General features: G+C 72.1%; 17 protein-coding genes and 1 pseudogene. 11 read left to right on the top strand and 7 right to left on the bottom strand.

All coding sequences use genetic code 11. The annotated features are described in order from the left end of the window. Positions 1-114: 114 nt before the first annotated feature. Both AB0A95_RS25645 and AB0A95_RS25640 read right to left on the bottom strand, forming a co-directional pair. Positions 115-1,425, bottom strand: a complete 1,311-nt coding sequence (locus AB0A95_RS25645; protein WP_357558305.1) for an MFS transporter — start codon at positions 1,423-1,425, stop codon at positions 115-117. A 211-nt stretch (positions 1,426-1,636) separates the two neighbouring features. Beyond that, positions 1,637-2,680, bottom strand: coding sequence for a hypothetical protein (locus AB0A95_RS25640; protein WP_357558304.1), 1,044 nt, complete (start codon positions 2,678-2,680; stop codon positions 1,637-1,639). Between the two features lie 470 nt (positions 2,681-3,150). Here AB0A95_RS25640 and AB0A95_RS25635 point away from each other — a divergent pair, with 470 nt between their 5' ends. From AB0A95_RS25635 to AB0A95_RS25620, 4 genes are all read left to right on the top strand, one after another. Continuing rightward, entirely contained in the window at positions 3,151-4,281 is a 1,131-nt protein-coding gene (locus tag AB0A95_RS25635; protein ID WP_357558303.1) for an N-acetylmuramoyl-L-alanine amidase, read from the top strand. Positions 4,282-4,366: 85 nt separating this feature from the next. Beyond that, positions 4,367-5,938, top strand: a complete 1,572-nt coding sequence (locus tag AB0A95_RS25630) for an FMN-binding glutamate synthase family protein (RefSeq protein WP_357558302.1) — start codon at positions 4,367-4,369, stop codon at positions 5,936-5,938. A gap of 315 nt (positions 5,939-6,253) precedes the next feature. Beyond that, positions 6,254-6,835 carry an N-acetyltransferase gene (locus tag AB0A95_RS25625; RefSeq protein WP_357558301.1) on the top strand — a complete coding sequence of 194 codons (582 nt, stop codon included), beginning with the start codon at positions 6,254-6,256 and terminating at the stop codon, positions 6,833-6,835. Beyond that, entirely contained in the window at positions 6,832-7,452 is a 621-nt protein-coding gene (locus tag AB0A95_RS25620; RefSeq protein WP_357558300.1) for a GNAT family N-acetyltransferase, read from the top strand. The genes AB0A95_RS25625 and AB0A95_RS25620 overlap by 4 nt, the downstream gene beginning before the upstream one ends. On the opposite strand, the gene AB0A95_RS25615 is transcribed toward AB0A95_RS25620, so the two are convergent. Further along, positions 7,347-8,321, bottom strand: coding sequence for a WYL domain-containing protein (locus tag AB0A95_RS25615; protein WP_357558299.1), 975 nt, complete (start codon positions 8,319-8,321; stop codon positions 7,347-7,349). The two genes, AB0A95_RS25620 and AB0A95_RS25615, sit on opposite strands and share 106 nt — an antisense overlap. Before the next feature lie 86 nt (positions 8,322-8,407). On the opposite strand from AB0A95_RS25615, the gene AB0A95_RS25610 reads away from it, so the two are divergent. The 3 genes and pseudogenes from AB0A95_RS25610 to AB0A95_RS25600 all read left to right on the top strand — a co-directional run bounded on the left by AB0A95_RS25610 (position 8,408) and on the right by AB0A95_RS25600 (position 9,757). Next, a complete protein-coding gene (locus tag AB0A95_RS25610; protein ID WP_357558298.1) occupies positions 8,408-8,845 on the top strand; it encodes a VOC family protein in 438 nt (145 codons plus the stop codon). Between the two features lie 57 nt (positions 8,846-8,902). Then, a pseudogene (locus AB0A95_RS25605) lies at positions 8,903-9,199 on the top strand (DNA polymerase IV); the annotation flags it as partial. A 195-nt stretch (positions 9,200-9,394) separates the two neighbouring features. After that, entirely contained in the window at positions 9,395-9,757 is a 363-nt protein-coding gene (locus tag AB0A95_RS25600; RefSeq protein ID WP_357558297.1) for a hypothetical protein, read from the top strand. Between the two features lie 40 nt (positions 9,758-9,797). Here AB0A95_RS25600 and AB0A95_RS25595 read toward each other — a convergent pair whose 3' ends face one another. Next, positions 9,798-11,243 (bottom strand): nitrilase-related carbon-nitrogen hydrolase, encoded by a 1,446-nt coding sequence (locus AB0A95_RS25595; protein WP_357558296.1) that lies wholly within the window; start codon positions 11,241-11,243, stop codon positions 9,798-9,800. A 109-nt stretch (positions 11,244-11,352) separates the two neighbouring features. On the opposite strand from AB0A95_RS25595, the gene AB0A95_RS25590 reads away from it, so the two are divergent. Both AB0A95_RS25590 and AB0A95_RS25585 read left to right on the top strand, forming a co-directional pair. Next, a complete protein-coding gene (locus AB0A95_RS25590) occupies positions 11,353-12,504 on the top strand; it encodes a sensor histidine kinase (protein ID WP_357558295.1) in 1,152 nt (383 codons plus the stop codon). Next, positions 12,504-13,157, top strand: coding sequence for a response regulator transcription factor (locus tag AB0A95_RS25585; RefSeq protein WP_357558294.1), 654 nt, complete (start codon positions 12,504-12,506; stop codon positions 13,155-13,157). The genes AB0A95_RS25590 and AB0A95_RS25585 overlap by 1 nt, the downstream gene beginning before the upstream one ends. Before the next feature lie 59 nt (positions 13,158-13,216). Here AB0A95_RS25585 and htpG read toward each other — a convergent pair whose 3' ends face one another. Beyond that, positions 13,217-15,145, bottom strand: coding sequence for a molecular chaperone HtpG (htpG, locus tag AB0A95_RS25580; RefSeq protein WP_357558293.1), 1,929 nt, complete (start codon positions 15,143-15,145; stop codon positions 13,217-13,219). Positions 15,146-15,294: 149 nt separating this feature from the next. Here htpG and AB0A95_RS25575 point away from each other — a divergent pair, with 149 nt between their 5' ends. Further along, positions 15,295-15,993, top strand: a complete 699-nt coding sequence (locus AB0A95_RS25575; protein ID WP_357558292.1) for an SDR family oxidoreductase — start codon at positions 15,295-15,297, stop codon at positions 15,991-15,993. Positions 15,994-16,106: 113 nt separating this feature from the next. Here the strand turns inward: AB0A95_RS25575 and AB0A95_RS25570 are convergent, their stop codons facing one another. Both AB0A95_RS25570 and AB0A95_RS25565 read right to left on the bottom strand, forming a co-directional pair. Then, positions 16,107-16,613 carry a hypothetical protein gene (locus AB0A95_RS25570; RefSeq protein ID WP_357558291.1) on the bottom strand — a complete coding sequence of 169 codons (507 nt, stop codon included), beginning with the start codon at positions 16,611-16,613 and terminating at the stop codon, positions 16,107-16,109. A 135-nt stretch (positions 16,614-16,748) separates the two neighbouring features. Beyond that, positions 16,749-18,197 (bottom strand): M28 family peptidase, encoded by a 1,449-nt coding sequence (locus AB0A95_RS25565; RefSeq protein WP_357558290.1) that lies wholly within the window; start codon positions 18,195-18,197, stop codon positions 16,749-16,751. A gap of 203 nt (positions 18,198-18,400) precedes the next feature. Here AB0A95_RS25565 and AB0A95_RS25560 point away from each other — a divergent pair, with 203 nt between their 5' ends. Next, on the top strand, positions 18,401-21,172 hold the full coding sequence (locus tag AB0A95_RS25560; RefSeq protein WP_357558289.1) for an ATP-binding protein: 2,772 nt from the start codon (positions 18,401-18,403) through the stop codon (positions 21,170-21,172). Positions 21,173-21,203 lie beyond the last annotated feature (31 nt).

Below are 21,203 nucleotides of genomic sequence, written 5' to 3'. Positions count from 1 at the left end.
CGGGCCGATGTACCTGCGCGGTTTTCGCGACCTCGACGGCCACCAGTGGTCGTTCCTGCACCTGGCCGGCTGAGGGTGGGCCCGGCGGCGGCCACACCGCCGCCGGACCCCTGGTCAGCAGGGGCCGCTCGCGGTGCCCCCGGTGGGCACGGCCGCGCCGCGCCGCCGGCGGGTCAGCAGCACCAGCCCCACGAGGAGGTACGGCCCGGCCGTCACCGCGAACGCCACGGAGGTGCCGGCCACCGTGGCAAGGAGACCGAAGCCGGCGTACGTCCCGATGATCAGCACGTCGGTGGCCATCCCCGCCAGCGACGTGACGGTGGCGCGGCTGTCGCCGGTGATCCTCGCCTGTAGCCGCGTGTCGGCCAACACGGTGGCCAGTTGCGCCGCTCCGAACGCCACCGCCAGCAACACGAATCCGGCCGGGTGCCGCAGCAGTGCGCCACCGGCCAGCGCTACGCCGACCAGTCCCAGCAGGGCGGCGTAGCCTCGGCGGCTCAGCCGCTCCCCCACCGGGGCGAGCAGCCCGCCCACTGTCACCCCTGCCCAGAGCAGCAGGAGCAGCAGCGGCACGACCTGCGCCCCGACACCGGTCTCCAGGGCCAGCAGCGGGGTGAACTCGTCAAGCGCACCCCAGTCGGCGGCCACCACGGCGACCAGCAGCACGGCGCCCCGCACCGGTGGTCGCGTGCGTACCTGCGCCACACCGGCCCGCAGCGTCTCCCACCAGCCCAGGCCACCACCGTCGTCCTCCCGATCGGCCGGCGTGCCAGCCTGCCCGACGACCGGTGAGCCAGCCGGCTCGACGACCGGTGGGCGCGTCGGCTCGACGACCGGTGGGCGGTGCTCCGGGAGTTGGGTGGCGACCAGCGCGGCGAGCAGGCAGGCGAGCACGCTGGCCACGGCGACCGCCGGGTACCCGCCGGCGGCGAGCACCGGGCCGGCGAGCACGCCGGAGGCCACCACGCCCAACACGCCCGCCGTGCGGGCCCGGCCGAGCACGCGGGCAAACCTGTCGACCGCGCCGAGCCGGTTCAGTTCGGTCCACACCAGCGCCTCCAGTGCGCCGGAGACCAACGCCCCGCCGGCCCCCCAGAGCAGGAAACCGACAGCGAAAGCCGGGTACGACGGCAGCACCACCCAGAGGGCGTACCCGGTGGCGGTCACCAGCGGGGCGAGGCACAGCAGCAGCCGGCGGGACACCACGTCGGCCCACGCGCCGGAGGGCACCTCGAACAGGATGCCGGCCGCCGACCAGATGACGAAGAGCGACGAGACCTGCCCCACCGACAGGCCGGTGTCGGCGAAGAACACCACGTACAGCGGGTAGAGCAGCACGAGGTCACTGAGGAACGCGTACCCGTAGAGGGTGGCCGTCAGCCGGCGGACCGGCGGGTCGGGCACGCGCGAGGCGATGCGGATCATGAGGCCTTCCCGTGGGGGCGGAGACGGACACCGGACGTGCGGTGCCCGTGGTGGCCCACGGTTTCGGCCTACGCCGCGGGATCAATGTCGCCAGGTCATGCCGGCGATGGTAGCCGCGTCCCGCGGCGCGGGCGAGCGTTTTCGGCGTGCCGGGCAGACGGGCCGCGGGGCGGGTCCGGGAGGGACCCCGCCCCGCTGGCATCGCCGTGTGTCAGCGGCGGTGCGGGTCGACCGGCGGGATGACAGTGGTGGTCTCGCTGTCGTCGCTGGTGCGCTGGCCGGGCACAGTGCCGCCGGCACCGGTGCTGATCACCTGCGTCGTGTCGGCGTCACCCCGACCGACCACCTGCGTGGCTTCGGAGTCGACTGCTGGGCTCGACACCCGCGCCCGGTCCAGGTCAGCCGGCCCTGTCACCACCTGCGTGGCCTCCGGATCGGACGGCCGGGTCACCACCTGCGTGGCCTCCGGATCGTTGGCCGCCCTCGACGGCCGGACCGGGTCGGCGGCCTGGTCGCTGGCGGCGGACGGTCGGGCCAACTCTGCCTCGGCGTCGCGGCGGCCGGCCCGGTAGGCGCGGGCGTGCGAGGCGATCAGCTGCGACTCCTGCTCCGCGCGGGTCAGCCACCCCTCCCAACGGCTCTGCATCGGGCGGATCAGGCCACCGCCGACACCGACGACGAGGATCCCGCCCACGGTGGCCAGCACGGCGATGAGCACGGGCGTGGTGACCGCGGTGGCCACCCCGATCTGGTTCAGCGCGGCGATGACGCCGAGGCCGAGGATGAACACCGAGGCGATGTTGGCCAGCACCCGGCCGTAGGACAGACCGCCGAGCGCGCCACTGATGATGTCCTTGACGGCGTTGGCGATGGCGGCGGCGACCACGACGATGACGATCGCGACGAAGGCGCGGGGCAGCCACGAGATCACCGCGGCGAGCAGGTCGGAGATCGGGTTCGGCCCCCAGATGCCGAAGGCGAGCTGGAGGGTGAACAGCAGCACCGCGTAGTAGACGAGCTTCGCGACGATGTCGCTGGCGTCGTACCGGGAACGACTCAACGCCCGACGGATGCCGCCGCGTTCGACGGCGCGGTCGAAGCCCACCCGTTCCAGGACCTTCTCCACGATCTTCAGGACGGCCTTGGCGATCAGCCAACCGGCCACCAGGATCGCCAGGAAGGCGACGGCCTTGGGCAGGAAGAGCATCACCGAGCGGAGGGCGTCGCCCACCGCGTCGCTGACGTTGTCACTCATCTGGTCATTCCTTAAAGGGGGCAGCCACAATGGTCAACCCCGGACCTACCCCCGACCCGACGCGCGGAAACGCCGACCAGGCGGGGTCGCCCGCACGACCGGGCGCTGGTGAGCGATCAGCACGCGGTCGCGTCGATGTGGAGTGCCCCGAGCCCGCCCTCGCCGTCGTGGATCTGCACGTGGTGATGTGGTGTGCGTGCTGCGGTGTTACCTGTCCTCGGTGCTGGGCTGCGTTGTGCCTGGGGAGTCGAACCCCGCGCTGCCCACCGCGCGCCAAGAAGGGTGCCGGGGTTGCAGCCCGGCGGCCAGGCTAGCTGAACGTTGATCCTCTGGCCGACCGGTTTTCCGGCTGTCCGCTCCGCGCGGGGCCCTCTAGCGCGCGGGCGAGTCTTGGCAATATTCTCCGGAGTACGTGCGGCCACTGGAGCTACTTTTCATCCCCCCGCCGTCGGCCGCAGGAGGAGATGTCCATGCACCTCGACCATTCCGAAATGGACCGCCGGACGTTGCTGCGCGCCGGCCTCGGCGTCGCCACTGTCGCCGTCGTCGGCAGCGAACTCGCCTTCCCCGCCGCGGCGCAGGCCGCGCCGGTCACCGACCTGGACTGGATCATCAGCTGCGACGAGTGGGCCGCCCGCCCACCCAAGGACCCGCTGTCGGTGAGCGCCATCGCCACCAACAAGATCATCGTGCATCACATGGCGTTCCCGAACGTCACTGACTACTCCCGCGAGCAGGCGGTGAAGCTGGCCCACGACTGCCAGGACCTGCACATGGACGGCAACGGCTGGTCGGACACCGGCCAGCACTTCACTGTCAGCCGCGGCGGTTACGTGCTGGAGGGCCGCCGGGGCAGCCTGGAACGCCTCGAAGCCGGCGACCGACAGATGGTCTCGGCGCACTGTCCGGGCGAGAACGGCCGGGCCATCGGCATCGAGAACGAGGGCACCTACGTCACCGAGACGCCGCCGAAGGCACTCACCGACTCGCTGGTGAAGCTCTGCGTCGCCGTCTGCCGGCAGTACGGGCTGCACGCCTTCGATATTTTTGGCCACTGGGACTTTCGCACCACCGAGTGCCCGGGCGCGGCGTTCTACCGGCAGTTCCCCGAGTTGCGGCGGCGGGTGCACGCGGCGCTCGGCACCAAGCTGGGTGACGTGCCGGCGCGGCGCTGGCCGGACCTGTGGCGTTTCGTCAACTCCCCCTCGGTCCGGGTCGTGCAGCACCTGCTCGCACACCGGGGCTACACGGTGACGGTCAGCGGCACGTTCGACGCCGCGACAGTGGCGGCCGTGCAGGACTGGCAGGCCCGCAACGGTATTCCGGTGGACGTGGACGCCACCCTCACCACGCCGACCTGGGAGGCCCTGGTCCCGGAGCTCAACCAGCACGCCACCGGCGCGCCGGTCACGGCGGTGCAGGAAATCCTGGCCACCAAGGGGTACGCGGTCACCGTCACCGGGACGTACGACCACGCCACCCGGTCCGCCGTGCAGGACCTACAGGCGCTGCACGGCCTGCCCCGCAACGGCAAGCTCAGCCTGAGCACGTGGTGTGCTGTCGTCGGCGGGTCGGTCCGCGAGTCGTTCCGGCACCACTGAGCCGCGGTGGCGGTGCGGGTGCCTCCCCGCGCCGCCACCAGCGTGTCCCGGTTTGGCGCACAGCCCGGGCGGAAAGAGTGCCGGTATGAGATGGGCCCGTCGAGCCGTACCCGCTGCCGCCGCCGTCGCGGCGCTCGCCGCGCGGGATCTGATCCAGCGCGACCACGCGTTGCTGCGCAACTTCCCGGTGCTCGGCCGCGCCCGCTACCTGCTGGAGGCGATCGGGCCGGAGCTTCGGCAGTACATCGTGGCCGGCAACGACGAGGAACGGCCGTTCACCCGCGACCAGCGCCGCTGGGTGTACGCGTCGGCGAAGCAGGAGAACAACTACTTCGGGTTCGGCACGGACAACGACATCGAGCACACCCGCGGTTATCCGATCATCAAGCACCGCACGTTCGGCCGGGCGGTGCCACCCTCGTCGCCGACCGCCGGGCACGACGTGCGGTTGCCCTGCGCGAAGGTGCTCGGCGCGGCCCGGGGCCGTCCCCGCGCCTTCCGGCCGGAGTCGGTGGTCAACATCTCCGGGATGAGTTTCGGCTCGCTCTCCGGCAACGCCATCGCCGCGCTGAACAAGGGGGCCGCGCTCGCCGGCTGCCTACAGAACACCGGCGAGGGCGGCCTGTCGCCGTACCATCGCAACGGCGGTGAGCTGGTCTTCCAGCTCGGCACTGCGTACTTCGGCTGCCGCGACGAGCACGGCCGGTTCAGCCTGGACCGGCTGAAGGACGTCATCGCCGGCGCACCGGTGCGGGCACTGGAGATCAAGCTGAGCCAGGGCGCCAAGCCGAGCCTCGGTGGGCTGCTGCCCGGGGCGAAGGTGTCCGCCGAGATCGCCGCCACCCGGGGCATCCCCGCCGGGCAGGACTGCGTCAGCCCCTCCCGGCACGCCGAGTTCTCCGACTGCGACAGTCTGCTCGACTGGGTGGAGCTGTTGGCCACCGAGACGGGCCTGCCGGTCGGCATCAAGTCGGCGGTCGGCGACCTGGGCTTCTGGCAGGAGTTGGCGACCCTGATGCGCGACACCGGCCGGGGCGTGGATTTCGTGACGATCGACGGTGGCGAGGGTGGCACCGGCGCCGCGCCGCTGATCTTCAGCGACTCCGTGTCGCTGCCGTTCCAGCAGGGCTTCTCCCGGGTCTACCGGATCTTCGCCGAGCACGATCTGCACGAGCAGGTGGTCTTCGTCGGCGGCGGCAAGCTCGGCCTGCCGGACAACGCCGTCGTGGCGTTCGCGCTCGGCTGCGACATGGTCAACGTGGGTCGGGAGGCGATGCTGTCGATCGGCTGCATCCAGGCGCAGAAGTGCCACACCGACACCTGCCCCACGGGGGTGGCGACGCAGAACGCCTGGCTGTCCCGAGGCCTGGACCCGGCGTTGAAGTCGGTCCGGGCGGCGAACTACCTGCGGACGTTGCGCCGCGACCTGACCAAGGTCGCCGAGGCCTGCGGCGTGGAGCACCCCGGCCTGATCGGCACGGATGCCGTGGAGATCCTGGACGGCCGCACCGGCTCCACCCCACTGCACGAGGTGTACGGCTACCGGCCGGAATGGGGGCTGCCCTCACCCACCGACCAGGCGGAGATCATCCGGCTGATGACCCCCGAGGCGCCCCAGGGCGGCAGCGCCCCGCCCTCGGCCACCGCCGTCGGGTGAGCCGCGGCCCTACCGCGCTGGTCCGAGTGCGGGCCGGTACATGGCCGGCCTGGCCTGAGAGGTGACCCCACCCGGCGCGCGACGTGGGCGGGTCCCGGGGCCATGCCCGACGAGCGATATACCTGTGAGTCACAACAACGACCCACAGGTATATCCCTTCTCCGCGACATGCCCTCCCGGCTGCCGTGCGCCGGTCGACGAGGATCAGGTCACCCGGCAACGCCCGGCGTCGACAGCTCGACGACGGCCCGTCACCGGTGATCGTCGGCGATAAACGCGTAGATTCGCTGTCGGCGACACCCGTATCGTGGCGCGGTGCTGATCAGACGCGAGACGCCCGCCGACGTCGATGCCATCCGGGCGGTACACGCCGCCGCCTTCGCCAAGGCCACGGGCGAGGACGCGGCGGTCGAGGCAACGCCCGGCCAAGCCACGCCCGTCGAGGTAACGCCCGCCCAGGCCACGCCCGTCGAGGCGACGCTTGTCGACGCGCTGCGCGCCGACGAGGCCTGGCTGCCCGCGTACTCCCTGGTGGCGGCCGATTCGGACGGCCGGGTGGTGGGGCACGTGGTGGCCACCCGCGGCCGGGTGGCCGGTGAGCCGGTCGCGTTGGGCCTCGGTCCGCTCGGCGTGCTGCCCGGGTGGCAGCGGCGCGGCGTCGGCAGCGCGTTGATGCACGCGGTGCTCGGCGCGGCCGACGCCCGCGACGAGCCGCTCGTGGTGCTGTTGGGGCACCCCGACTACTACCCGCGCTTCGGGTTCCGGCCCGCCGTCGAGCTGGGCGTCACCCCGCCGCAGCCGTGGGGTCCGCAGTACTTCATGGCCCGACCGATGCATGCCTGGCGCGCGTCGATCCGGGGCGAGTTCCGCTACGCGGGCCCGTTCGAGGACCTGTGATCCCACCGCACATCCGTCGGCGGCGTGCCACCGACCTCGACGGATGTGTCGCAGCGCTCGCGGAGGTGCACCGGGTCGACGCTTACCCGCTGAACTGGCCCGCCGACCCACACCGCTGGCTGCGTGAACCACACCCGGCACGCGCCTGGGTCGCCGTCGCGCCTGACGCCACCGCCACCGCCGAAGACGCCGAACCCGACGCCGACGCCGAAATTGTCGGGCACGTCTCGGTGCGCCGGCTGCCCAGCCCGGCGACCGGGCCGCCGGCCCGACCGACGGCCGAGGTCGCTCGTCTCTTCGTGGCGCCGACCGCCCGAGGGCTGGAGTTGGGCAGCGCACTCCTGGCCCGGGCCCGGCAGTGGGCGAGCGTCCGCGGAATCGATCTGGTGCTCGACGTGACCTGCGGCGACGCCGCGGCCGCCGCCCTCTACGAGCGCACCGGATGGCGGTGCACAGGCGTCAGCGTCGCACAGTGGACCGCCCCGGACGGCAGCCCGGTGTCGCTACGCCACTACGCGCTGCGCTCCGACGCCGCCCCGGCCAGCGCCGCGAGGCGGCGGGCGAGCAGGCCGGCGGCCTCGCGCAGCTCCGCGGGCTCCAGCACCTCCACCTCGTAGTCCAGGCGTGCCAGGTGCGCGGCGAGCCACTCCAGGCTCTCCCCACCGACGACAAGCACGCACCACCCGTCGCGGTCGTCCTCGACCCGCCCCACCTCAGGCGGCACCAACGCCCGCACCCGCTCGGGCGGGGCGTACACCCGCGCCCGGGCCAGATACCGGTACGGCGCCGCGGTCACCGACCGCTGCACGAAGGTGACCGGATCCGGGTGCTCCCGAGCCCGGAAGCGCCAGGTCGTCGCCACCGCCGTGCCCATCCGATCCAGGCGGAACGTGCGCCAGTCGTCGCGGTCGACGTCCCAGGCCATCAGATACCAGCGCCGACCGGTCGTGACCATCCGGACCGGCTCGACAGTGCGCTCACCCTCCCCGCCGTCGCGGGTGGCGTAGGTGAACCGGACCCGTACGGCGTCCCGGCAGGCCCGTGCGAGTGTCACCAGCAGCTCCGCGTCGATAGCGGCCACCGGGCCGACGAGGGTTTCCGTGGACCCGTGCACCGCCCGCACCTCGGCGCGCAGCCGGGACGGCATCACCTGGTCGAGCTTCGCGAGCGCCCGCAGCGCCGCCTCGGCCGCGCCGGTGACAGTGCCGCCCGACGCGATGCGCAGGGAGATCGCTGTCGCTATCGCCTCCTCGTCGTCCAGGAGCAGCGGTGGCAGCCGGGTGCCCGCGCCGAGTTGGTAGCCGCCGCCGACGCCCGACGTCGCGTACACGGGGTAGCCGAGCACTCGCAGACGCTGCACGTCACGGCGCACACATCGGCTGGTGACCCCCAGTTCGGCGGCGAGTTCGGCGGCCGTCCAGGACGGTCGCCGTTGCAGCAGCGCCAGCAACCGAAGGACCCGCTCGGTCGTCGCCTCGACGGTCATGCGCCGATCGTTGCACCGATAGCGGAACGCATCTGTCCGCTATCCGCGAGAGGCTTCAGATCATGACCAGGAAACAGGGAGCTGACATGGCCCGCGACATACAGATCACATTCGACTGCGCCGACCCGGGCGCGCTGGCGACGTTCTGGGCCGAGGCGCTCCGATACCAGGTGCAGGCTCCGCCCGGCGACTTCGAGTCGTGGGATCAGGCGCTGGAGGCGATGGGTGTGCCGCCGGAGCGCCGCAACGACGCGTCGGCGGTGGTCGACCCGGACGGCTCGGGGCCTCGGGTGTTCTTCCAGCGGGTGCCGGAGCCCAAGAAGGTGAAGAATCGCGTCCACCTCGATGTGCGGGCCGCGCCGGGGCTGGAGGGTGACGCCCGGATGGCGGCCCTGGAGGCGGAGGCGGACCGGCTCGTCTCGCACGGTGCCACCCGGCTCGCTCGGCACGAGCCCGCTCCCCCGCTCGGGGCCGGCCACCTCGTCATGGCCGACCCCGAGGGCAACGAGTTCTGTCTCGACTGATCCGACGTTCACCCAGCTCACTGCCGTCCTCGCCGGGCGTCATGCGAACACGTGTACGTGTCGCCCGGCGCCCACATCCTGCATGCCGACCTGGACGCGTTCTACGCGTCGGTCGAGCAGCGTGACGACCCGCGCCTACGCGGCCGGCCGGTGATCGTCGGCGGCGGGGTGGTCCTCGCGGCCAGTTACGAGGCGAAGGCCCGGGGCGTACGCAGTGCGATGGGCAGCCAGCAGGCACGCCGGCTGTGCCCGGACGCGATAGTGGTGCCGCCGCGGATGTCGGCGTACACGGCGGCGAGCCGCGCGGTCTTCGAGATCTTCCGGCAGACCACCGCCCTGGTCGAGGGGTTGACTGCTGCTGGCGCTCACCCGTGCGGTGCTGCTGGGCCGGGAGCCCGGCGTGGAGATGCCGCTGCTGCCGGATTGACCGATCTGCGTGCCGTGTCCCGGCGACGGCTGCGACCGGAGACACATCACAGCAGGTCGGCGGTTTAACCAGCGGCTGACGGGTGACCCTTGTGGGGTACAGCCTGACAAGGGGGGACCAGAATGTCCGACGACGACACCAGCAACCGTCCGAGCCGCCACGTCGAGCGTCCGCACGACGTGACAGATCCTCTGCTGTGGCAGCTGGCGATCGACGTGCTGAGCGCCCACGAGCCGGACGACGAGGGTCACTGCCGCAACCTCCAGTGCGCCGGGCAGTCCTGGCCGTGCGCGGCCCGCAACGGCGCCGAGCAGTCGCTACGGCTGGCCCGCGGCGCCCCCGACTCGGTCGAGACGACAATCGACGACAGCGACGAGGGTGGACCGGGCTGGCCCGGGGAGACCGCGCCGGCATCCCGCTGGGGCTGGAATGCCGGCCCGGTCGCATCGCACCGAGGCCCGAAGGCGTCCGCCTCCGCGGCGTGACGGCGTTTCCTCGGGTACGAACGCTCGGGGCTGATCCGCCTCAGACGAACGAACGCTCGGCCGGTGAACCGGCCGGGCGTTCGCGCGTCGCGGTGATTGCCGCGCGGCGCCGCCGCACCCCACCGACGGCGACGACCAACAAGACCACTGACAACAGCGCGAACCAATCTCCGGTACGCGAGTAGACAGTGCCCCATCCGCCCGTCGGAGCTGCCGCGACCAGCAGCTCCACGTCACCGGCGGTGGTCGTCTCCGCCACCGTTCTGCCGCCGGGGTCGGTGACCGTCAGCCGGCCGAGCCAGGCGGCGCGGACCACTGTGAGCCCGTTCTCCACACCCCGGACCAGGGCCATCCGGCTGTGCAGCCAGCCGTCGGAGGTGAAGTCCAGGGCCGGGACGAGCAGTATCGTGGCACCTCGTGCCCGATACCCCCGGACCAGGCCCGGAAAGTCGAGGTCCTTGCAGATCGCGACACCGAACCGCCCGTCCACGAGCACCTCGTCGTCGCCCGGTGTCATCCAGTCCTCCAGGCCGGGGACCAGGTGCTGTTTGGTGTACGTGGTGATCGTCCCGTCCGGGTTCAGCACCAGCGCGACGTTGCTCGCCGTGCCGGCCCGTCGGAGCACCGCGCCGACGACCACCCGGGCCTCGGTCTGCCCAAGGGCGTCCACGAGCAGGGGAAGGGTCGCGTCCGTCACGGCGAACACCTTCTCCGGCAACACGACGACGCGCGCCCCCCGGTCGGCCAGACCCGCGACCCGCGGACCATAGCGGGTGAGCAGGTCACGGCCGGCCGGTTCGTCGATCGGGAGTCCGTCCTCGGGCTGCCGCAGGGCGACCAGGCCGACGGTCAGCGGCGCGGCCGGGTCGGGGGAACGGCCCAGTGACCAGGCCGACCATCCACCGGCGCCGAGCAGGAGGGCGAGCAGGCAGGCCAGTGCGGGGCGTCGACCGATCCGGGTCGGTCGGGCACCGCCGAGCAGGGCGGCGAGGGCGATCGGCACGGCGAGCAGCAGGTAGGTGACGCCCCAGACGCCGGTGAGCGCGGTCACCTGGATGACCGGGCGGACGTCGGCCTGCGTGTAGGCGAGGCTCCACCAGGCACCGTTCGGGAGCAGGCGCGACGCGGCGTACTCGCCCAGCACCCACACGGACGGCACGCAGAGGACGGCGGCCACTGTTCGTCCGCGCAGCAGCAGTTCCCGGGCGAGCAGGACCGTGCCGCCGGCCAGGGCGAGGCCGAGCAGGGTCACGCCGGCCACCACGGGCACCGGTAGTCGCAGGGTGCCGCTGTAGTACCCCACCAGGCCGAGCTGACCGGTCGACCAGGCGAGGACCGTCGCGCCGAGTGCGGTCCGCGGGCGGACCCGCAGTGCGGCGAGGATCAGCGGAATCGGGGCGAGCCAGGTCAGCGCGGCAACGGGGTGCAGCCCGGTGCCACCGAGCCAGAGCAGGCCACTGAGCAGCGCGGCGACGATCGTCATCATGCGTCGATCGTGCGGCGGGAGCGGGGTGCGCGGATCGCCGTACGAAGCGGGTGTGATCTGGTCCCGTGGAGGGAGGCGCGGGAGCGCCGGGCGGGACGATACTGCCGACGTGAAGCGGTACGTCAATCTCGCCGTCACCGTGGCCGCCGTCTCCGCGACAGTGCTGCCCGCCCTGGCCGGCGGGCCACGCGCCTGGTGGGTGCTGCCGCTCGCGGTCACGTCGTCGGTGCCGGTGCTGTGGCGCGACAACGCGCTGGTGCCGGTGGCCGTCGTCGTGGGCGTCGCCACGACCGTCTCCGCCGCGCTCGGCGCGCCTCCGCTGCTGCCGGTCGGCCCGCTCGTCTGCCTCTACACGTTCGCGGCACGGTCCGCCCTGCCGATCCGCCTGCTGGGCATCGTGCTCACCGCCGCCGGCCTGGTGGTGTCGCTGCTGTTTCCTCACCCGGACGTGGAGGTGCTGCGGTACCTGTCGGTCGCCTACGTCTTCGCGTACGCCCTGGGCACCAGCGCCCGCGCCCGCCGCACCCAGGCCACCGCGCTCGCCGAACGCGATCGTCGGGTCGCCGGTGAACGGGCGGCGGCTGTGCTGCGCGAACGCACCCGCATCGCCCACGACCTGCACGACATCCTCACCCACGCGGTCGGTGTCATGATCGTCCAGGCGGAGGCGGGTCCGCTCCTGGTCCGCCCCCACCCGGAGCGCGCCGACGCCACGTTCGCCACGATCGCCGCCACCGGTCGGGACGCGGTGGTCCAACTCCGCCGCGCGGTCGGCAGCCTGCGCGAGCCCGCCGACCGCCCACTCGACCAGCCGGGTCTGGCCCATCTCGGCGCTCTGGTCGAACGCGTCCGTGCCACCGGGCTGGACGCCGTGCTCACCGTCGCGTCCGAACCCGTCTCCGGTTCGCGGCCCGAGCCGCCGGCGGGGTATGTCGCCGGATCGCTAGTGGAACCGCCCGCGGACGTCGGGGTCGCCGCCTACCGGATCGTGCAGGAGTCCCTGACCAATGTGGTCCGGCATGCCGGGGCCGGGTCGGTCCGTGTCCTGCTGGACCACACGGCCGAGGCCCTGACCGTGTCGATCACCGATGACGGGCACGGCGATCGGGGCTGCGCCGCCGACCGGCCCGGCTACGGGATCGTCGGCATGCGCGAGCGGGCCCAGGCCTGCGGCGGGACCCTGCACACCGGCCCCGCCCCGGACGGCCGCGGCTTCACCGTCACCGCCACCCTCCCCCTGCGGTCACCGGCGGTGGCCTGATGCTGCGCGTCGTGCTCGCCGACGATCAGGACCTGTTCCGGGCCGGGTTCGCGACGATCCTCGGTGCCGAGCCGGATATCGAGGTGGTCGCCGAGGCCGCCGACGGCGTCGCCGCCGTGCGTGCCGCGCTCGACCACCGGCCCGACGTCGTCCTGATGGACATGCGCATGCCCGTCCTCGACGGCGTCGCCGCGACCCGCCAGGTGTGCGCCGGTACGCCGAGCCGGGTCCTGGCCCTGACCATGTTCGACACCGACGACTACCTGTACTCGGCGCTGCGTGCCGGTGCCAGCGGCTTCCTGCTCAAGGACGCCCCACGGGCCGACCTGGTGAACGCGGTACGCGTGGTCGCCGCCGGCGACGCGTTGCTCGCTCCCGCCGTCACCGCACGTGTGATCGGCGAGCTGCACCGGCGCGGTCACCCGGACCCGGCCCTGGCCGCCGCGGTGACCGCCCTGACCGCCCGCGAGACGGACGTGCTGCGCCTGATCGCCGCCGGTCTGTCCAACGCGGAGATCGCCGCCCACCACCACCTGAGCGAGCACACGGTGAAGACGCACGTGGGCAACCTGCTCGCCAAACTGCACCTGCGCGACCGAGCCCAGGCGGTGGTGGTCGCCTACGAGTCGGGCCTGGTGGTCCCGGGTCACTGACCCCTGCGGCCGGCGGGTCCGCTGCGCGGGAGGCCCGCCGGCCGCAGGGGTCGCGCCTGCTACAGGGTGCGCGCCAGACGGTCGGCGAGCGTCCGGGTGAAGCGGGCCGGGTCGGTCAGCTCACCGCCCTCGGCGAGCACCGCCAGGCCGTAGAGCAGCTCGGCGGTCTCGGTCAGGGCGGTGGGGTCACTGCCCTGCTCGTGGGCCTTGCGCAGCCCGGAGACGAGCGGGTGACCCGGGTTGATCTCCAGGATCCGCTTGGTCGCCGGGATCTCGTGCCCCATCGCCCGGTACATCTTCTCCAGGGTCGGGGTGAGGTCCTGGGCGTCGCCGACGACGCAGGCCGGTGAGGTGGTCAGCCGGGACGACAGGCGGACCTCCCGGACACTGTCGGTCAGGGCGGTGCCCAGCCAGTCGAGCAGCGCGGCGAACTCCTGGCGCTGCTGCTCGCGCTCGGCCTCGGCCTGCTGCTTCTCCTCGTCGGTGTCCAGGTCGATCTCGCCCTTGGCGATGGAGCGCAGCGGCCGACCGTCGTACGTGCCGACCCGCTCGACCCACACCTCGTCGACCTGGTCGGTGAGCAGCAGCACCTCGTGGCCCTTGGCCCGGAACGCCTCCAGGTGCGGGGAGTTCTCGATGGCGGCCCGGGACTCGCCGGTGGCGTACCAGATGTCGCTCTGGCCGTCCTTCATCCGCGACACGTAGCCGGCCAGGTCGGTGGGCTCGGCGGGGTCGTTGGTGGAGGCCACCGACAGGATGTCCAGCAGCGTGTCCCGGTTGTCGGTGTCGTCGATCAGCCCTTCCTTGACCACCGCGCCGAACTCGGTCCAGAAGGTGCGGTAGCGCTCGGCGTGGTTGGCCTTCAGGTCCTTGACGGTGGCGAGGACCTTCTTGACCAGGCGGCGGCGGACGATCTGGATCTGCCGGTCCTGCTGGAGGATCTCCCGGGAGATGTTCAGCGACAGGTCGTGCGCGTCGACCACGCCCTTGACGAAGCGCAGGTAGGTCGGGACGAGCGCTTCGCAGTCGTCCATGATGAACACGCGCTTGACGTAGAGCTGGACGCCTCGGCGGCCCTGCGGGGAGAACAGGTCCAGTGGGGCGTGGCTGGGCAGGAACAGCAGCGCCTCGTACTCGAAGGTGCCCTCGCCCTTCATGTGCACGACCTCGAGCGGGTCGGCCCAGTCGTGGCTGACGTGCTTGTAGAACTCGTTGTACTCGCTGGCGTCGACCTCGTCGCGGGGCCGCGCCCAGAGCGCCTTCATCGAGTTGAGGGTCTGCACCTCGCTGGTGGCGGCCTCGCCGTCGGCGCCCGGGCGCTCGACGGTCATCCGGATCGGCCAGGCGATGAAGTCGGAGTATCGCTTGACGATCTCGCGGATGGTCCACTCGGCGGTGTAGTCGTGCAGGTTGTCCTCGGTGTCGACCGGCTTGAGGTGCAGGGTGACAGTGGTGCCCTGCGGCGCCTCGTCGACGGCCTCGATCGAGTAGGTGCCCTCGCCGGTGGACTCCCAGCGGGTGCCGCCGGTCTCGCCGGCCTTGCGGGTCAGCAGGGTGACCCGGTCGGCGACCATGAACGCGGCGTAGAAGCCGACGCCGAACTGGCCGATCAGGTCCTGCTTGGCGTGGGCGTCGGAGGATTCGCGCAGCTGACGCAGCAGCTCGGCGGTGCCGGACTTGGCGATGGTGCCGATCAGCGCGACCACCTCGTCGCGGGTCATCCCGATGCCGTTGTCCCGCACGGTGAGGGTGCGGGCGTCCCGGTCGACATCGAGGGCGACGTGCAGGTCGTCGGTGTCGGCGACGAGGTCCTTGTCGACAAGCGTGGCCAGCCGGAGCTTGTCCAGGGCGTCGGACGCGTTCGAGATGAGCTCCCGCAGGAAGACGTCCTTGTTCGAGTAGATCGAGTGGACCACCAACTGGAGGAGCTGACGCGCCTCCGCCTGGAATTCCAACGTTTCGGCCTGGTTGCTCACACCGTCTCCCATCTCGGCTCGTGCGGAGGTTCGCGGAAAGGATACGAGTCGTCACCCGCCGCGTGGTGACCGCATCCCGTCGTATTCCCGATCGGGACGGGTCGTCCTGGTGAGATGGCTGACTTTGGCAAACAGAAGTCAGGTGGGATAGCGTCGCCGCCATGAAGATCGCAGGAAGTACCGCCCTCGTCACCGGCGCCAACCGCGGCTTCGGCCGGCACCTGGCCGCCGAACTCCTCGCCCGCGGCGCCACCGTCTACGCCGGCGCCCGCAACCCGGACACCGTCGACCTGCCCGGCGTGACGCCGGTGCGCCTGGACATCACCGACCCCGCCTCGGTGGCCGCCGCCGCCAGGCTGGCCGGCGACGTCAACCTCCTGATCAACAACGCCGGCATCGACACCCGGGCCGATCTCCTCGACGGCGACCTGGACCTGCTCCGGCGGGAGTTGGAGACCCACTACATCGGCACGCTGTCGATGGTCAGGGCGTTCGCGCCGGTCCTCACCGGCAACGGCGGCGGGACGATCCTCAACGTGCTCTCCGTGCTGTCCTGGTTCAGTCACCCGATCCACGGGGCCTACAGCGTCGCCAAATCGGCCGAGTGGTCGATGACCAACGGACTGCGCGTCCAGCTCGCCGACCGGGGCGTCCGGGTCGCCGGCCTACACGTGGGCTACCTCGACACCGACATGGCCGCCGACGTCACCGGCCCGAAGTCCGACCCGGCGGCGATCGCCCGCATCGCGGTGGACGGCATCGAGGCCGACGCGTACGAGATCGTCGCCGACGACCTCAGCCGCCAGGTGCAGGCCGGGCTGGCCGGTGGCGTCGCCGCGCTCTACCCGCAGCTTCCCTGACCCGCGACGCCACAGGACCACGTACGGGCCGCCGCCGACTCCCGCGGCGGCGGCCCGTCCCCGGGTACGCGGGCGACCGTCGTCCCCCGCGTACCCGACTCGACGCACGTCGCTCAGCAGCCACCGCAGCCGTAGAAGAGGATGTCCCAGTGGCTGCCCTCCTTGGTGTAGAGGTTGCCGGAGGGGGCGCGGTACTGGTAGCCGAAGCCGGCGATGTAGCCGACGTAGGCGTAGTTCGCCGAGATGTAGTTCTGGATGCAGGTGCTCAACGCGATGTCGAGCTTGTAGCCGTTCCAGTGGCTGTACGTGCCACCCGCGTGCCCGACCTCGGTGCCGGCGGTGACGGTGACCGCGCAGCCGCTGGCCCGCTTGAAGGTGATGATGCCGTCGATGGTGGCCTGCCGCACCCCGTCGAACGAGGTGCAGGTGGGCACGTTGCGGTCGCTACAGCCGCCGCTGGAGGTCCAGGAGATGCCGGCGGCGCGCAGCTGTGAGGTGGCGCTGGAGTGGCTGATGGCGAAGGCCGGGGCGGCCAGGCCCAGCGCGGCGCCGACCGTGGCGAGGGTGGCCACGAGCAGCGTGAGCACGCGGCGGCGCAGGGTGGGTCGGGTGGATGACATGGCACTCCCGTTCGCATGAGGGGTGAAATTTTGCGAATCAGGGGACGGCCTTGAAGGATTTCTACCAGAGATGGACGGGCGTGACCAGATGTCGGGTGGAGGGGACGCTCGCCGCCCGCCTCCACCCGACGCCCGTCAGCTCGCCTGCAACGTCACGTCGTCGATCACGAAGCTGGTCTGCAACGACGAGTCCTCGGTGCCGGTGAACCGCAGCGTCACCGTCTGCCCGGCGAACCCGGCCACGTTGAAGCTGCGCTGGACGTAGCCGGAGGCGGCGTTGAGGTTCGAGTACGTGGCCAGCGTTGTCGAACCCACCTGCACGGTGAGCCGGTCGTACGCCGTGGAGCCGGTGGTCTCGGCCGTGTCGATGTGCAGCCAGAACGACAGCGTGTAGGTGGCGCAGCCGACCGGCAGGGTCACCGACTGGTACAGGCTCTCGGTGCGGGTGCTGCCGTTGCCGTTGAGCCACGCCTTGTACGACCCGGTCCGGGCCGGCTGGCCGCTGGCGTTGGTGATCACACCGGAGGACGCGGTCCACGGCGTGCCGCCGCTCTCGAAGCCGCCGTTGCCGACCACCTGACCGCCGGCGCAGCTCGGGGTGCCCCCGCTGACCGCGAGTTGCCACAGCGCGTACGCGACACCGTCGGCCGCACGGTTCAGCACAGTGGCGCTGACGTTCGCTGTGGTGTCGCAGGCCCGGTGGTAACACGGGTCGTACGCGGAGTTGGCGGTGCCGCCCCACTTGGCCGCCTGGGAGCTGCTCTTGCGGGCGCTGGCGCCGGCCGCGTAGCCCGAGGTGGGGATGCCGGCCTGCTGGAAGTAGTAGTCGTCGGAGCGGCCCTGACCCTCGACGTTCTCCTCCGGCGACAGACCCAACGAGTCCCAGTACGCCTTCAGTGGCGCCGCCGTGGTCGAGTTGACCCGGTTGATGAAGTAGCCGCCGTTGACCGAGCCGACCATGTCGAAGTTGTAGTAGCCCTTGAGGTAGCCGCGCTGGGTGCTGCTGAGCGAGTTGACGTAGAACCGGGAACCGTTGAGCCCCTGCTCCTCGTCGGTCCACCAGGCGAACCGGACCCGTTTCGTCATCGTCGGGTTCTGCGCGGCCAGGACCAGCGCGTTCTCCAGCAGCGTCGCCGAGCCGGTGCCGTTGTCGTTGATCCCGGGGCCGGCCGAGACGCCGTCCAGGTGCGCGCCGAACATGACGACCTGGTCGGCCGGGCCGCCCGGCCACTCCGCGATCAGGTTGTTCGAGGGGTACGTGCAGCTGGAGCAGTACTGCTCGCTGACGGTGTAGCCGGCCGACTGGAGCCTGGTCTTGACGTAGGTGAGCGAGGCGGTGTAGCCGGCCGAGCCGGCCCGGCGGTTGCCGCCGTTGCTGCTGGCGATGGCGTTGAACTGGGTCAGGTGGGCCTGCACGTTGGTGACGGAGATGTCCGGCGCGGCCAACGCGGCGGCGGACGCGGCGATCGGCCGGGTCACTGTCGCGGTGGTGGGCGACGCGGTCACCGGCTGGGCGGCAAGCGTCACCGTCATCCCGGCGAACACGGCGAGCGCGACACCCGCGCTCAGCGTTCTGCCTCTCATGGGGGCTCCTCGGGGTTGGAGAGATACCCGTGAGACTTACAGATGTCTATGTCGCGAGCATCGGTCGTTCGTTTCGAACCGCCACCGCTTCGACGATAGGTACCGGCGTCGGCACAGGTGAGTAGAGGTGTCAGGATGGGTAGGTAACGCCAGCAGGGGTCGTGGGGCCCGGAACGGGGGCTTGCGATGGGGTCGGGTCGAGCGTGACGGGACCCCGCAGCGACCTGTTCACCGGTGGCGGTGACACCGGCCGGTTGATGGCAGAGCTGGACTGGGCACGCACCCCACTCGGCCCGGTGACCGGCTGGCCGCAGAGCCTGCGCGCCGCGGTCCGGATGGTGCTCTCGTCCCGGTACCCGATGCTGCTGCTCTGGGGGGAGAGCTTCTCCCAGCTCTACAACGACGCGTACTCCGAGTTGATCGGCGACAAGCACCCGGCCGCCCTCGGCGACGACGTGCGGGTCACCCTGGCCGAGGGCTGGGACGTCCTCGCCCCGCTCATCGAGCAGGCCACGGCGACCGGGGTGGCCAGCTGGGTCCCCGCCCTGCGGCTGCTGCTGGAACGGGCCGGCTACCGCGAGGAGGCGTACTTCAGCGTCTCGCACGCCCCGGTCCGCGACGACGACGGCCGCACCGTCGGCGTGCTCACCGTGTGCAGCGAGGTCACCGAGCAGGTGGTCGGCGAACGCCGGCTGCGGCTGCTGCGCGACCTGTCCATTCTCGGCGACGGGCGCACCGTCGACGTGCCCGCCACCGGCGCCCGGCTGGCCGACGCGATCGAGGGCCAACCGCTGGACGTGCCGTTCACCGCCATCTACCTGCGCGACGGCACGGTGCTGCGGCGAGTCGCGTGCACGGGCGGCGACCAGGGGTACGCGGGAGCACTGCCGGACACCGTCGAGTTGGCCGACCCCGGCCCGGTCGCGGACGGGTGGGGGCTGGCGGACGCCGCGCGGGGCCGAGCGACACCGGTGCCCGACGTCGCCGACCGGCTGCCACTGCCCGGCGGCCCGTGGGGCGACCCGGTCCGCACGGCGTTGGCGCTGCCGCTGCCCTCGGGCGGTGAGGATCAGCCGCTCGGTGTCCTGCTGGCGGGGGTCAGCCCCAGCCGGGGGCTCGACGAGGCGTACCGGTCCTTCTACCAACTCCTGGCCCAGCAGATCTCCGTGGCGCTGCGCAACGCGCAGGAGTACGAGCAGGAGCGGCGTCGGGTCGAGGCGCTCGCCGAACTGGACCGGGTGAAGACCGACTTCTTCGCCAACGTCAGCCACGAGTTCCGCACCCCGCTGACGCTCATCCTCGGCCCGCTCACCGACGCCCTCGCCGACGCCACCGCGCCGCTGGCGGCGGTGCAGCGGGAGCGGGTGGAGACCTCCTGGCGTAACGCCACCCGACTGTTGACACTTGTCAACAGCCTGCTCACCTTCTCCAGCCTGGAAGCCGGACGGGCCCGCAGCGACGCCCGCGTGGTCGACCTGGCGGCGCTCACCGCCGAGCTGGCCGGCGTGTTCCGGGCCGCCGTCGAGCGGGCCGGGCTGACCCTCGACGTGGTCTGCCCGCCGCTGCCCCGCCCGGTCACCGTCGACCCGGTCAACTGGGAACGCATCGTCACGAACCTGCTGTCCAACGCCCTGAAGTACACGTTCATCGGCCGCATCCGGGTCGCCCTGGAGGCCGACGACGAGGAGGTCCGCCTCACCGTCGCGGACACCGGCATCGGCATCGCCGAACCGGACCTGCCGAAACTCTTCGAACGCTTCCACCGGGTCCGGGGTGCCCGTTCCCGCAGCCACGAGGGCACTGGCATCGGCCTGGCCCTGGCGTACGAGTTGGCCCGGCTGGAGGGTGGTGAGGTGCGGGTGGCGAGCCGGGTGGGTGTCGGCAGCACGTTCACCGTGGCGCTGCCCTGGTCCGCGGCTCGCCGCACGGCGGTGAGCGAGCCGCCGCCGGTCGGACGGGGCGACGCGGCCCGTGCCACCGCCCAGGAGGCGATGGGCTGGCTCACCGAGCCGGGCGACGACCCGACCACACCCGGCGACGCCTCCGGTCCGGCAGTGGACGAGCTGGCCGGGGCGCGGATCCTCGTCGCCGACGACAACGCCGACATGCGGGCGTACCTCAGTCGACTGCTCAGCGGGCAGGGCTGGCGGGTCCGGGCCGTCACCGACGGCCGGCAGGCCCTCGACGAGGTCCACCGCGACCGTCCGGACCTGGTCCTCACCGACGTGATGATGCCGGTGCTGGACGGCTTCGACCTGGTCCGCCGGCTCCGTGCGGACCCGGCGACCCGGTCTCTGCCGGTGCTGGTGCTCTCCGCCCGTGCCGGCGGTCAGGCCAGCGTGGAGGGCCTCACCCTGGGCGCCGACGACTATCTGGTGAAGCCGTTCGCCGCGGCGGAGCTGATCGCCCGGGTCCGGGCCGGCATCCGCCGGGCCCGCCGCCACTCGGCCGTCGCCGCCACCGCACCGACTGTCGACGCGGCGTCGGCGCGGCCCGACCCCCGCAACGCCGTCGCGCCGCCCCGGACGGTCACCGCCGGGCGGGACGCGCCGGTGCTGGCGCAGGCCCCGACCGACCCGAGCGGGCTGGGCGACATCCTGGACGTCGGGTGGACCTACCCGTCCACACCCACCTCGGCGGCGGCCATGCGTCGGGACGTCCGGCTGACGCTTGACGACCTCGACGTCGACCCGGACGTGTTGGAGGATCTTCTGCTCGCCGCGTCCGAGGCGATGAACAACGCGGTCGAGCACGCGCAGCGGCCCAGCCGTCCGGAGGTGCGGGTCCGGCTCCAGGTGGGCGGCGGGCTGATCCGGATCTCGGTGCGCGACTTCGGCACCTGGCGGGACCGCCGCCCGGCGATGGATCGCGGGCGCGGCGCGTTGCTGATGAACGCCTACGGCGACGTGCGGCTGGTCTCCACCGCCGAGGGGACGACGGTGACCATCGAGCGCCGGTTGGACGATCCGGCCTGAGCCAGCCCGGCCCGAGCCGACCCTGCGTGGT

The sequence above is a fragment of the Micromonospora sp. NPDC049230 genome, from assembly GCF_040647875.1.
GTDB lineage: Bacteria > Actinomycetota > Actinomycetes > Mycobacteriales > Micromonosporaceae > Micromonospora.
The sequence above is the reverse complement of the archived record's forward strand: the minus strand, read 5'-3'. Positions and strand labels throughout refer to the sequence as shown.

Bases quoted from the DNA above. Each gene is read 5' to 3' on its own strand.
- AB0A95_RS25635 (WP_357558303.1), top strand. From the start codon at position 3,151: ATGCACCTCGACCATTCCGAAATGGACCGCCGGACGTTGCTGCGCGCC.
- AB0A95_RS25570 (WP_357558291.1), bottom strand. From the start codon at position 16,613: ATGTCATCCACCCGACCCACCCTGCGCCGCCGCGTGCTCACGCTGCTC.
- AB0A95_RS25595 (WP_357558296.1), bottom strand. From the start codon at position 11,243: ATGATGACGATCGTCGCCGCGCTGCTCAGTGGCCTGCTCTGGCTCGGT.
- AB0A95_RS25585 (WP_357558294.1), top strand. From the start codon at position 12,504: ATGCTGCGCGTCGTGCTCGCCGACGATCAGGACCTGTTCCGGGCCGGG.
- AB0A95_RS25630 (WP_357558302.1), top strand. From the start codon at position 4,367: ATGAGATGGGCCCGTCGAGCCGTACCCGCTGCCGCCGCCGTCGCGGCG.
- AB0A95_RS25640 (WP_357558304.1), bottom strand. From the start codon at position 2,680: ATGAGTGACAACGTCAGCGACGCGGTGGGCGACGCCCTCCGCTCGGTG.
- AB0A95_RS25645 (WP_357558305.1), bottom strand. From the start codon at position 1,425: ATGATCCGCATCGCCTCGCGCGTGCCCGACCCGCCGGTCCGCCGGCTG.
- AB0A95_RS25565 (WP_357558290.1), bottom strand. From the start codon at position 18,197: ATGAGAGGCAGAACGCTGAGCGCGGGTGTCGCGCTCGCCGTGTTCGCC.
- htpG (WP_357558293.1), bottom strand. From the start codon at position 15,145: ATGGGAGACGGTGTGAGCAACCAGGCCGAAACGTTGGAATTCCAGGCG.
- AB0A95_RS25600 (WP_357558297.1), top strand. From the start codon at position 9,395: ATGTCCGACGACGACACCAGCAACCGTCCGAGCCGCCACGTCGAGCGT.
- AB0A95_RS25615 (WP_357558299.1), bottom strand. From the start codon at position 8,321: ATGACCGTCGAGGCGACGACCGAGCGGGTCCTTCGGTTGCTGGCGCTG.
- AB0A95_RS25610 (WP_357558298.1), top strand. From the start codon at position 8,408: ATGGCCCGCGACATACAGATCACATTCGACTGCGCCGACCCGGGCGCG.
- AB0A95_RS25575 (WP_357558292.1), top strand. From the start codon at position 15,295: ATGAAGATCGCAGGAAGTACCGCCCTCGTCACCGGCGCCAACCGCGGC.